The sequence below is a fragment of the Nocardiopsis sp. NPDC055824 genome, from assembly GCF_053616335.1.
The window spans coordinates 1-12084 of record NZ_JBSHDN010000192.1 but is presented as its reverse complement, the minus strand read 5'-3'; the positions used below and the strand labels follow the sequence as shown (position 1 = coordinate 12084).

Below are 12084 nucleotides of genomic sequence, written 5' to 3'. Positions count from 1 at the left end.
GCGCAGGACCGTGGGGTGTGCCGCCTACGCCCGGGGCCGCTGGTCGACGATGCGCCGGAACTTGCCCACGGACCGCTCGATCTGCTCGGGGTCCACGACGTCCACGGTGACGCTCACGCCGACCCTGTCCTTGACCGTGGCGACGATCTCCCGGCTCAGGGCGGTGCGGCGCTCGGCGGTGCAGTCCGGGGCGGCCTCGATCCGCACGGCCATGCGGTCCAGGCGGCCCTCCTTGGTGAGCACCAGCTGGAAGTGCGGGGCGAGCCCGTCCAGGCCCAGGACGATCTCCTCGATCTGGGTCGGGAAGACGTTGACGCCGCGCAGGATGATCATGTCGTCGCTGCGTCCGGTGACCTTGTCCATGCGGCGCATGGGCCGGGCGGTGCCCGGGCGCAGCGTCGTCAGGTCGCGGGTGCGGTAGCGGATCACGGGCATCGCCTGCTTGGTGAGCGAGGTGAAGACCAGCTCGCCGCTCTGCCCGTCGGGCAGGACCTCCTGTGTGACGGGGTCCAGGACCTCGGGGTAGAAGTGGTCCTCCCACACGTGCAGGCCGTCCTTGGTCTCCACGCACTCGTTGGCCACGCCCGGCCCCATGACCTCGGACAGGCCGTAGATGTCGACGGCGTGGATGTCGAAGCGCTCCTCGATCTCGCGGCGCATCTGCTCGGTCCAGGGCTCGGCGCCGAAGATGCCGATCCTGAGGGAGGTCGTGCGCGGGTCGATGCCCTGGCGCTCGAACTCGTCCATCAGGGTCAGCATGTAGCTGGGGGTGACCATGATGATCTCGGGCCGGAAGTCCTGGATGAGCTGGACCTGCTTGGCGGTCTGGCCGCCGGAGGCCGGGATGACCGTGCAGCCGAGCTTCTCGGCGCCGTAGTGGGCGCCCAGGCCGCCGGTGAAGAGCCCGTAGCCGTAGGAGACGTGGACCTTGTGGCCGGGCCGCCCGCCCGCCGCGCGGATGGAGCGGGCCACGACCGTGGCCCAGGTGTCGATGTCCTCGCGGGTGTAGCCCACGACCGTGGGGCGGCCCGTGGTGCCGCTGGAGGCGTGGATGCGGCTGACCTGCTCCTGGGGGACGGCGAACATGCCGAAGGGGTAGTTGTCGCGCAGGTCGGCCTTGGTGGTGTGCGGGAAGAGGCCGATGTCCTCCAGCGTCCGCAGGTCCGCGGGGCGCACCCCGGCCTCGTCGAACTTCTTCCTGTACAGCGGCACGTTGGCGTACGCGTGGTCCAGCGTCCACCGCAGGCGCCTCAGCTGGAGGGCGCGCAGTTCGTCGACACCCATGCGCTCGGCCGGGTCCAGGAGGTCGGGTGCGGGCGCCTGCCCGAGGCGCTGGTGAGGGGCGGCACCGGCCGACTGCGTGGTGGTGTCGTGGCTTGCCATGGGCCTCTCCGTGTACTGTGCGCGGGAACCCGCCGGGCCGGCAGGCCCGGGGGGAGGGTGGGCGGGGGCCGCGCGGTCGTGGATGTGGTGCGGGCCCTGTGCGGGGGGACCCGACTTGCTTACTGACCGAACGTTCGGTTACTAATGCATTAACGCAGTCTCCGGGCGAGCATGTCAAGGAGAAGTGTCGATGATTTCACAGATGGCGGTGGCGCAGGCCACTGCCGCCAACACGGGAGGACGCACGTGAGCGACGTCTACTTGGTCGACGGGGTGCGAACCCCCCAGGGCCGCTACGGCGGCGCCCTCGCCGCCGTCCGCCCCGACGACCTCGCCGCCACGGCCGTCGCCGAGGCGGTCCGCCGCTCGGGCGTCCCCGGCGAGGCCGTCGACGAGGTGATCCTCGGCGCCGCCAACCAGGCCGGCGAGGACAACCGCAACGTGGCACGCATGGCCGTGCTGCTCTCCGGACTCGACCCCCGGGTCCCCGCCTACACCGTCAACCGGCTCTGCGCCAGCGGGCTGACCGCCGTCTCCTCCGCAGCCCAGGCCATCCGCGCCGGGGAGGCCGACGTGGTCGTCGCGGGCGGCGTCGAGTCCATGACCCGCGCCCCCTGGGTGATGGCCAAGCCCGGCACCCCCTGGGCCAAGCCCGGAGAGGTCGCCGACACCTCCCTGGGCTGGCGCTTCACCAACCCGCGCTTCACCGAGGCCGACGCGCGGGTCCCCGCCGGCGCCGCGCCCACCGACCTGCGCTACACGCTGTCCATGGGCGAGACCGCCGAAGAGGTCGCCCTCCTGGAGGGCCTGACCCGCGAGGAGTGCGACGCCTTCGCCCTGCGCAGCCACGAGCGCGCCGTCGCCGCGGCCGTGGCCGGGCGCTTCGACGCGGAGATCGTCCCGGTCACCGTCACCGACCGCAAGGGCCGGACCCACGAGGTCACCGCCGACGAGGGCCCCCGCCCCGACTCCGGCATGGAGAGCCTGGGCAGGCTGCGGCCCGTCTTCCGCGAGGGCGGCGTCGTCACCGCCGGCAACTCCTCCTCGCTCTCCGACGGAGCCTCCGCCCTCGTCCTGGCCGGCGGGAACGCCGTCCGCGAGTACGGCCTCACCCCCCGCGCCCGCGTCGTCGGCTCCGCCTCCGCCGGGGTGGACCCGCAGCTCATGGGGCTGGGCCCCGTCCCGGCCACCCGCAAGGCCCTGGACCGCGCGGGCTGGACGGTCGGCGACATCGGTGCGGCCGAACTCAACGAGGCCTTCGCCGCCCAGTCCCTGGGCGTGGTGCGACAGCTGGGGATGGACGAGGGGATCGTCAACGCCGACGGCGGCGCGATCGCCCTGGGCCACCCGCTCGGCAGCTCGGGCTCCCGCATCCTCGTCACCCTGCTCAACCGCATGGAGCGCGAGGACGCCCGGCGCGGACTGGCCACCCTGTGCGTCGGCGTCGGCCAGGGCGTCGCCCTCCTGGTGGAGCGCCCGTGAGCGCCCGCCAGGACTTCGGGACGCTCCTCGTCGACCGCCGCGAGGACCGCGTGGTGGTCGAGCTGCACCGCCCCGAGGCGCGCAACGCCATCAACGCACGGATGATCGCCGAGCTGCACGAGGTGTGCGCCGAGATCGAGGCCGACCCCAGGCCGCTGCTGCTCACCGGGCACGGGAGCGTGTTCGCGGGCGGCGCCGACATCGCCGAGCTGCGCGAACGCGGACGCGAGGAGGCGATGGCCGGCATCAACAGCCGCCTGTTCGAGCGCCTGCACCGGCTCCCGGCGCCCACCGTGGCCGCCGTGGACGGGTGGGCGCTGGGCGGCGGGGCAGAGCTGTCCTACGCGTGCGACATCCGGCTCGCCACGCCCACCGCCGTCTTTGCCCAGCCCGAGCCGGGACTGGGCATCATCGCGGGGGCCGGCGCGTGCTGGCGGCTGCGGGAGCTGGTCGGCGCCTCGGTCGCCAAACAGGTGCTGCTGGGCGGTTTCCGGCTGGACGCCGAGGCGGCCCTGCGCCACGGCCTGGTCGCCGAGATCGTCCCGGCCGGGGAGCTGCGCGCGAGCGCCCACGCCCTCCTGGACCGGATGGCGGCCTCCTCGGCACCGGCCCTGCGCATGACCAAGCTGGTCCTGGACGCCGACGGGGCGCACCCGCTGGCCGACGACATGGCGCAGGCGGTGCTGTTCGAGAGCGCCGACAAGCACGACCGGATGACCCGTTTCCTGGAGAGGAAGAAGCGTTGAGCACCCACGAGCAGAGCGCCGCCGGGGCGGGCGTCCCCGCGGTCGTCGCCGTCGTCGGCGGCGGCACCATGGGCGCCGGGATCGTCCAGCAGTTCCTCACGGCGGGCGCGGACGTGGTCCTGGTCGAGGCCACCGCCGAGGCCGCCGGGGCCGGCCGCGCCCGGGTGGCCGCCGGTCTGGAGGGGGCACGCTCCCGGGGCAGGATCGACGCCGAGCCGGCCGCCTACCTGGCCCGGCTGCGCACGGTCACCGACACCGCCGCCATCCCCGCCGACACCGGCCTGGTGGTGGAGGCCGTGCCCGAGCGGCCGGAGCTGAAGATCGCCGTGCTCACCGCCGCGGAGGCGGCCGTGGGCGAGGACGCCGTCCTGGCCTCCAACACCAGCTCCCTGTCGGTCACCGAACTCGCGGCCGCGCTCCAGCGCCCCCACCGCTTCCTGGGCACCCACTTCTTCAACCCGGTCCCCGCCTCCAAGCTGGTGGAGATCGTGGTCGCCCCCGGGACCGACCCCGCCGTGCTGGAGTCGGTGCGCGGCTGGGTCGGCGCCCTGGGCAAGACCGAGATCGCGGTCAGGGACGCACCCGGGTTCGCCACCAGCCGCCTGGGCGTGACGCTCGGCCTGGAGGCCATCCGCATGGTCGAGGAGGAGGTCGCCTCCCCCGCCGACATCGACACCGCCATGGAGCTGGGCTACCGCCACCCGATGGGGCCGCTCCGGCTCACCGACCTGGTCGGGCTCGACGTGCGCCTGGCCATCGCGGAACACCTGGCCTCCGAGCTGGGGGACCGGTTCGCGCCCCCGGAGCTGCTGCGCCGTATGGTCGCGGAGGGAAAGCTCGGCAAGAAGACCGGCCAGGGCTTCCACACCTGGGACGAGGGAGAATAGAGCGTTGAGCGAACAGAGGGCGGCGGAGTTCGTCGAGGCCGACGGGATCGCCACGGTGCGCCTGAACAGGCCCGCACTGACCCGCGAGGTCAAGGAGGAGCTGCTGGCGGCGCTCCGGGGCGCGGCGGCCTCCACCACGGCCCGCGCCGTACTGCTGCTGGGGTCGGCCAAGGCCTTCTGCGTGGGCCAGGACCTGGTCGAGCACGCGCGGATCCTCGAGGAGGAGCCGGGCCAGGCGCTCACCACGGTGCGCGAGCACTACAACCCGATCGTGCTGGCCCTGGAGGGCATCCAGGTGCCCGTGGTGGTCGGGATCGGCGGGGCGTGCGTCGGGGCCGGACTGGGGTTCGCCCTGGCCGGGGACGTGCGCATCGCCGCGCGCAGGGCCAAGTTCGGCACGGCCTTCACGGGCATCGGGCTGGCCTCGGACTCCGGCCTGGCCTACCGCCTGGTGTCGTCGCTGGGACAGGCGCGGGCCATGGAGCTGATGCTCCTGGGCACCGTCGTCGGCGCGGACCGCGCCCTGGAGCTGGGCCTGGTCACCGAGGTCGTGGAGGACGACGCCTGGGAGGGGCGCGCCCGCGAGGTCGCCGCCCTGCTCGCCTCGGGCCCGACCAGCGCGTTCGTGGCCGCCAAGCGCGAGGTCCGCTCGGCCGCCGACGGCGCCCGTGACCTGCCCGAGCTGCTGGAGGAGGAGGCCGACCTCCAGAACCAGCTCGGGATGACCGCGGACCACGCCGGGGCGGTCGAGGCCTTCCTGGCCAAGCGGGCCCCGACCTTCGGCGGCGGCTGAGCTGGGGGATCCCCCCGCCCCGGGGACTTGCCCGGGCGGGGGAATCCGGGGATACTAATTACTGACCGAACGTTCGGTTATGAATGGGGAACGATCAATGTCCACCGTGACGGCCCAGGAGACGCCCCCCGGCGCAGACCTGGAACACCAGGCGGAGTTCGACGCCAAGGTCGCCGCCGACCAGCGCATCGAGCCGCGTGACTGGATGCCCGAGGCCTACCGCAGGACCCTGGTGCGCCAGGTCTCCCAGCACGCCCACTCGGAGATCATCGGCATGCAGCCCGAGGGCGACTGGATCGCCTCCGCGCCCAGCCTGCGGCGCAAGGCCATCCTGCTGGCCAAGGTCCAGGACGAGGCCGGGCACGGCCTGTACCTGTACGCCGCGGCCGAGACCCTCGGCGTGGACCGCGCCGACCTGACCGAGCGCCTCATCGAGGGGCGCCAGAAGTACTCCTCGATCTTCAACTACCCGTCGCTGACCTTCGCCGACGTCGGCGTGATCGGCTGGCTGGTCGACGGCGCCGCGATCTGCAACCAGGTCCCGCTGTGCCGCAGCTCCTTCGGCCCCTACTCCCGCGCCATGGTGCGCATCTGCAAGGAGGAGTCCTTCCACCAGCGGCAGGGCTACGAACTGCTCATGCGGATGATGGAGGGCACCGAGGGCCAGCGCCGGATGGTCCAGGACGCCGTCGACCGGTGGTGGTGGCCCTCCCTGATGATGTTCGGCCCGCCGGACGCCGAGTCGCCCAACACCCGCCAGTCCATGGCCTGGCGCATCAAGCGCGACACCAACGACGACCTCCGCCAGAAGTTCGTCGACATGAGCGTCCCCCAGGCCGAGAAGCTGGGCGTCACCCTCCCCGACCCCGAACTGGCCTGGAACGGGGAGCGCGGCCACTACGACTTCGGCGAGCCCGACTGGGTCGAGTTCAAGCAGGTCGTCTCCGGAGCCGGCCCCAAGAACGCCGAGCGCGTCGCGCGCCGCCGCGCCGCCCACGAGAAGGGCGCGTGGGTCCGCGAGGCCGCCACCGCCTACGCCAGGAAGCACCAGAGCGCCGAGGAGGCCACGGTATGAGCGACGACGTCACCGGCGCCACCGGGGCGGCCCGCCCCGAGTGGCCCCTCTACGAGGTCTTCGTCCGCGGCAAGCGCGGCCTGAACCACGTCCACGTGGGCTCCCTGCACGCGCCCGACCGCACCATGGCGCTCCACAACGCCCGCAACCTCTACACCCGCCGCAACGAGGGCGTCAGCATCTGGGTGGTGCTCGCGCAGGACATCACCGCGTCCAGCCCCGACGAGAAGGACCCCTTCTTCGCGCCCAGCGGTGACAAGGTCTACCGCCACCCGACCTTCTACCCCATCCCCGAGGACGTCCCGCACATCTAGCGCGGACGACGGGACCGGGGAACACGAGGCCAAAGGAAACAACCATGAGTGGCGACACCATCTTCACGGCCCTGACCGAGGAGCACGGCGGCGACGCCCGCTGGGCCTTCGGCACCGGCTTCACCGACGCCCTCGCGGGCGTGGACACCACCCTTCCCGCGGGGGTGGACGGCGGCGACCTCGCGCTGTACTGCCAGATGCTCGGCGACGACGCCCTCGTCCAGGCGCAGCGCCTCGTCGAATGGGTGACCGACGCGCCCGAACTGGAGGAGGAGGTGGCGCTGGCCAACATCGCCCTCGACCTCCTCGGCCAGGCGCGCCTGCTGCTGGCCCGCGCCGGCCAGGCCGACGGCACCGGCCGCGACGAGGACGCCTTCGCCTACCGGCGGGGCCCCACCGAGTTCCGCAACGTGCACCTGGCCGAGGCCCCCCGGGGCGACTTCGCCCGAGCCGTGGTCACCCTGCTGGCCCTGTCCAGCTCCCGGCTCGCCCTGTTCGCCCGGCTCACGGACAGCAAGGACCCCGTGCTCGCCGCGATCGCCGCCAAGGCGGTCAACGAACTCGCCTACCACCGCGAGTACGCGGTCTCCTGGACCCTCCGCCTGGGCGACGGCACCCCCTACTCCCGCGAGCGCACGGCCGAGGCCGTCGCCGCCGTGTGGCCGCTCACCGGCGAACTCTTCGCCACCCACCCCGTCGAGGCGCGCCTGGCCGGCCAGGGCGTGGGCGTGGACCCGGCCACCGTGCGCGACGAGGTCCACGCCGTCCTCGCCCGGGTGCTGGTCGAGGCCACGCTGGACGCCCCCGCGCCCTTCCCCGAGAGCGCCACCGCCGGGCGCGACGGCAGGCACACCGAACTCCTCGCCCCGCTGCTCGACGAACTCCAGAAGGTGGCCAGGGAGCACCCGGAGGCGACATGGTAGCCACGGACCGGACCACCGGCCCCGAACGCGCCCGGGCGGCGGCCGCGGCGGTCACCGACCCCGAACTGCCCATGCTCACTCTCGCCGACCTGGGCATCCTGCGCCGGGTCGAGATCGAGGAGGACGGGACCGCGGCCGTGTGGATCACCCCCACCTACTCCGGCTGCCCTGCGCTGGCCGAGATGCGAGCCGACGTGGACCGGGCCGTGCGCGGCGCGGGCTTCGACCGGGTGGAGGTGCGCACCGAGCTGTCCCCGCCCTGGACCACCGACTGGATCACCGACGAGGGCAGGCGCAAGCTCTCCGAGAACGGCATCTCACCGCCCGGCGGGGCGCCCCGCCGGGCGCCGGGGCCCGTGCCGCTGACCCTGATGCCCACCCGCACCGTTCCGCGCTGCCCGCTGTGCGGCGCGGCCGACACCGAGGAACTGTCCCGGTTCGGCGCGACCTCCTGCAAGTCGCTCCACCGCTGCCGGTCCTGCCTCGAACCGTTCGAGCACGTCAAGGAGATCTGACAGTGACCACACCCGTCACCGACGCCGGGCAGGCCCCGCCGCGCCGCCGGGGCGCCTTCCACCGGCTGCGCGTGGCCGCCGTCGAGCGCCTGTGCGACGACGCCGTCGCCGTCACCTTCGAGGTGCCCGACCACCTGGCCGAGGAGTACGCGTTCGCCCCCGGGCAGTCGCTGACCCTGCGCCGCGAGGTCGACGGCGTGGAGGAACGGCGCAGCTACTCCATCTGCGCCCCCGTCGGGGAGGCCCCCCGCGTGGGCGTGCGCCTGGTACCCGACGGCCTGTTCTCCGGATGGCTGGTGAACGAGGTCCGGCCGGGCGACGAGGTCGAGGTGGGCGCGCCCACCGGACGCTTCAGCCCCGACCTGGGCGCCTCGGCCCGCCACGTGATGATCGCCGCCGGCTCGGGCATCACCCCGGTGCTGTCGATGGCCTCGTCCCTGCTGCGCCGCACCGGGTCCCACGTCACCCTGCTGTACGGCAACCGCCGCAGCGACACGGTGATGTTCGCCGACGACGTGGCCGACCTCAAGGACGCGTACGGGCACCGCTTCGAGCTGGTGCACGTGCTCTCCCGCGAGCCGCGCGAGGCCGACCTGTTCACCGGGCGCCTGGACGGCGGGAAGCTGGAGGCGCTCCTGGACACGGTCGTCGCCGCCGACGCCGCCGACCACTGGTGGCTCTGCGGGCCCTACGGGATGGTCACCGACGCCAGGGAGGTCCTGGAGGGCCGCGGCGTGCCCGGCGACCGCATCCACCAGGAGCTGTTCTTCGTCGAGGGTGCGGAGCCGCCCCCTCAGACCAGGCACGAGGAGCCCGGGGTGGAGGGGCCCTCCAGCGAGGTCACCGTCGTCCTGGACGGCCGCACCAGCACCCTGACCCTGCCGCGCGGCGTACCTGTGCTCGACGCGGCCCAGCGCTACCGCCCCGACCTGCCCTTCGCCTGCAAGGGCGGCGTGTGCGGGACCTGCCGGGTGAGGGTCTGCGAGGGGGAGGTGCGAATGCTGCGCAACTACGCGCTCAGCGACGCCGAGGTGGAGGCCGGGTACGCCCTGTCCTGCCAGTCCGTCCCCGAGACCGACACCGTGACCGTGGACTTCGACTCGTGAGCGCCCGCAACGAGACCGCCTGGCGGATGTTCGAGGCCGACCGCGCGTCCAAGAACCTGGGGATGCGCCTGGTCCGGGCCGACCACGGCACCGCGGTCGTGGAGATGACCGTCGGCCCGATGATGGTGAACGGGCACGGGATCGCCCACGGCGGATACGTGTTCACCCTCGCCGACACCGCCTTCGCCTGCGCGTGCAACACGGACGGGGGAGGGGTGACGGTGGCCTCCGGCGCGGACGTGACCTTCGTGGCCGCCGCTCACGAGGGCGACGAGCTCGTGGCCACCGCCCAGGAGCGGACGCTGTTCGGCCGCAGCGGCCTCTACGACGTCACCGTGCGCCGGGGCGAGGAGGTCGTCGCCGAGTTCCGGGGGCGCAGCCGCACCCTGCCCGGCCGCACCTGACGCGAGAGGGGAACCGACACACGTGGGGCCGGGCCGATGAGGGCCCGGCCCCACGTGTGCGCGGGGGAGAACATCCGTGATTCCTGCTGCGCAAGTCCTGGCCCTTCGTGTGCGGAAGAGTCCGTGTCCGCAACCGGCCAAGGGGGTTTATGGCCAAGTCACTGTACACAAAGGGCCTTGTGGGGCTTTCGAGAGTCTTGTTGCTTATGTGGGGTTGTCAGTAGGTTTCTCCCATTCGGTCCCTCCGTCCGCGCACAGGCGGACCCGACCAGACGGGCATCCCCCACATGCGTCGTTCCCTGACCCGTACGACGGCGGCCGCGGCCGCCCTCGCACTGGCCCTCTCCCTTCTCGGGCAGTCCCCCGCACTGGCCGAGGACAATCGCCCCCCGGACCGGCCGGAGACCTCCACGCTCACCGCGCGCGGCGAGGCCTGCTCGACGGACCCGGCCGATCCCACCCTCCTCAACAGCACTACGCTCACCCTGAGCGGAGGCATCTCCGACCCCGACGCGGAAACGGTGTCACAGCAGGTCAAGGCACAGTTCGAATGGGGCCTCGAAGGCTCCGAGGAGCCACTCGGCAGCTCGGACTCCGCGTACGTCTCGCAGGCTCCGGGCGGTCCCCCCGTGACGCACTCGATCACCGCGAGGGACCTGCCCGAAGAGGTCCTGATCGGCTACCGCGCCCGTGGCCACGACACACGGGCGTGGGGAGAGTGGTCCGACCGGTGCTGGATCGAGATCAGCACGAGCAAGCCCGCGGCGCCGCCGACCGTCACGTCCGACGACTACCCCGCCGACAACAGGTTCCACGGTGCACCTGGGCGGTCGGGCGACTTCACGTTCGACGCCAACGGCGTGGATGACGCGGTCGCCGTCTACTACTCCGTCGACGACAACATCTGCACCACGCGGGTGGAACTGAAGGAGCCCGGTGGGGAGGCCACGGTTCGGATCACACCGCAAAGGTCCGGCCCCCGGTCGATCCACGCGCGTTCCGTGGACGCCTACGGCAATTCGTCTCCGTGCGCGAGGGTCTACGAGTTCTGGGTCGCGCCGCACGCCGACCCCGTCGCCTACTTCCCCCTCGACGAGGGCGGGGACTCCACCGCACACGACTCCATGGTGAGGGGCAGGACCGCCGAGGGCACCGGTGCCATCGACTGGGCGCGGGGCAGGGCGGGCACACGCGGCGGCACCCACCGACTGGAGGGGGCGTCGGTGGTGACGTCCGACGGCCACCTCCGCACGGAGGGGCCCGTCGTCGACACCTCCGGCGCGTTCACGGTGACGGCCTGGGTGCGGCTGGACGACACCGGTGAGGACGCCGTCGCCGTTTCCCAGGACGGTGAGCACGTCAGCGGATTCCAGCTCGGCTACGACGCGCACGAGCGGCGCTGGGCCTTCCGGCAGACGTCTGCCGACGACGTGGACGCCGAGTTCGACCGTCAGGTCCTCTCCCGGGAAGCAGCCGAGACGGGTGCCTGGACCCGGTTGCTCGCGACCCACGACCCCGCGGAGGACAGGATCGACCTCTACGTCGACGGCGTCCACCAGGGCGGAGCGGACCACGCGTCGGCGTGGAACGCCGGGGGAGCCTTCGCCATCGGCGGCGGCACGGGGCAGGGCGGATCGGTCCTCGGCTGGCCGGGGGCGGTCGACGACGTGATCGTCTGGGAACGCGTCCTCTCCGACGAGGCACTGGTCGATTCGAGCACCGGTCGATCGGAGGTCTGGGAGTACGCCAACAGGCCCGTCGTCCAGGAGGGCGTGTGGCTGCTGGACGAGTACGACGGTCCCGCGGCTGCCGACAGCACCGACCACGGGCTCGACGCGACGCTGCACGGCGATCCCGCCACGGTGTGGGACGCCACCTACTCCGAAATCCGGTTCGCCCCCGCCGTCGTGCTGGACGGCGCGCTCGCCGAGCACTTCCGCACCGACGGGGCCGCCGTGCGGACCGATCGCAGCTTCACGGCCTCGGCCGAGGTCCGTCTGGACGATGGCGAGGCCGACGCGGTGGCGCTGTCACAGAGCGGCGAACACACCTCGGGGTTCGCGCTCGGGTACGACGCGGACAGCCGCCGGTGGGTCTTCGAGACGGCCTCGGAGGACGCCGGCGGGGGCGGCGGTGCGCACCGGGTCCTCTCCGACACCTTCGCCGTGACCGGTAGGTGGGTCCACATCCTCGGCGTCTACGACCACACCGTCGGCACGCTGGAGCTCTACGTGGACGGACAGCTCGCGGGAACGACGACGCGTGAAGGGTCCTGGCACGCCGACGGGGACGTCGTCATCGGCGGAGCCGGCCACGCCGGCGGCGTCGAGCGTGCCTGGACCGGAGCGCTCGGCCTGGCCCAGGTGCACCAGGGAGTGGCACTGCGGCAGGACATCACCCACATCAGGTTCGGTCGGCCCCCGGTGTGAGCCCGGCGGGGTGGGCCCGTCGCCGAC

General features: G+C 72.9%; 12 protein-coding genes. 11 read left to right on the top strand and 1 reads right to left on the bottom strand.

Annotated features, from left to right (window positions below; genetic code table 11):
- Window positions 1–24: 24 nt before the first annotated feature.
- Window positions 25–1383: a phenylacetate--CoA ligase PaaK gene (gene paaK, locus ACWGL3_RS26570; protein WP_267944638.1), complete on the bottom strand. Its 1359-nt coding sequence runs from the start codon at window positions 1381–1383 to the stop codon at window positions 25–27.
- Window positions 1384–1629: 246 nt separating this feature from the next.
- Between paaK and ACWGL3_RS26565 the strand changes: the two genes are divergently transcribed.
- The 11 genes from ACWGL3_RS26565 (at window position 1630) to ACWGL3_RS26515 (ending at window position 12057) form a co-directional block, all read left to right on the top strand.
- Window positions 1630–2865, top strand: a complete 1236-nt coding sequence (locus ACWGL3_RS26565; protein ID WP_452461920.1) for a thiolase family protein — start codon at window positions 1630–1632, stop codon at window positions 2863–2865.
- Window positions 2862–3611, top strand: a complete 750-nt coding sequence (locus tag ACWGL3_RS26560) for an enoyl-CoA hydratase/isomerase family protein (RefSeq protein ID WP_267944636.1) — start codon at window positions 2862–2864, stop codon at window positions 3609–3611. The genes ACWGL3_RS26565 and ACWGL3_RS26560 overlap by 4 nt, the downstream gene beginning before the upstream one ends.
- A complete protein-coding gene (locus ACWGL3_RS26555; protein WP_267944635.1) occupies window positions 3608–4498 on the top strand; it encodes a 3-hydroxyacyl-CoA dehydrogenase family protein in 891 nt (296 codons plus the stop codon). Before ACWGL3_RS26560 ends, ACWGL3_RS26555 begins: the two co-directional genes overlap by 4 nt.
- Window positions 4499–4502: 4 nt before the next feature.
- Complete coding sequence (locus ACWGL3_RS26550) at window positions 4503–5291, top strand: enoyl-CoA hydratase/isomerase family protein (protein WP_452461919.1); 789 nt, start codon at window positions 4503–4505, stop codon at window positions 5289–5291.
- A gap of 97 nt (window positions 5292–5388) precedes the next feature.
- Complete coding sequence (gene paaA / locus ACWGL3_RS26545) at window positions 5389–6366, top strand: 1,2-phenylacetyl-CoA epoxidase subunit PaaA (RefSeq protein WP_267944633.1); 978 nt, start codon at window positions 5389–5391, stop codon at window positions 6364–6366.
- The gene (gene paaB / locus ACWGL3_RS26540; protein ID WP_267944632.1) at window positions 6363–6680 is read left to right on the top strand and encodes a 1,2-phenylacetyl-CoA epoxidase subunit PaaB; all 318 of its coding nucleotides are present in this window, start codon (window positions 6363–6365) and stop codon (window positions 6678–6680) included. Before paaA ends, paaB begins: the two co-directional genes overlap by 4 nt.
- A gap of 44 nt (window positions 6681–6724) precedes the next feature.
- Entirely contained in the window at window positions 6725–7603 is an 879-nt protein-coding gene (gene paaC / locus ACWGL3_RS26535) for a 1,2-phenylacetyl-CoA epoxidase subunit PaaC (RefSeq protein ID WP_352985238.1), read from the top strand.
- Window positions 7597–8118 (top strand): 1,2-phenylacetyl-CoA epoxidase subunit PaaD, encoded by a 522-nt coding sequence (gene paaD, locus ACWGL3_RS26530; RefSeq protein WP_267944630.1) that lies wholly within the window; start codon window positions 7597–7599, stop codon window positions 8116–8118. Before paaC ends, paaD begins: the two co-directional genes overlap by 7 nt.
- A gap of 2 nt (window positions 8119–8120) precedes the next feature.
- Window positions 8121–9224, top strand: a complete 1104-nt coding sequence (paaE, locus tag ACWGL3_RS26525) for a 1,2-phenylacetyl-CoA epoxidase subunit PaaE (protein ID WP_267944629.1) — start codon at window positions 8121–8123, stop codon at window positions 9222–9224.
- A complete protein-coding gene (paaI, locus tag ACWGL3_RS26520) occupies window positions 9221–9628 on the top strand; it encodes a hydroxyphenylacetyl-CoA thioesterase PaaI (RefSeq protein ID WP_267944628.1) in 408 nt (135 codons plus the stop codon). The genes paaE and paaI overlap by 4 nt, the downstream gene beginning before the upstream one ends.
- Before the next feature lie 287 nt (window positions 9629–9915).
- Window positions 9916–12057 (top strand): LamG domain-containing protein, encoded by a 2142-nt coding sequence (locus ACWGL3_RS26515; RefSeq protein ID WP_452461918.1) that lies wholly within the window; start codon window positions 9916–9918, stop codon window positions 12055–12057.
- Window positions 12058–12084: the final 27 nt, after the last annotated feature.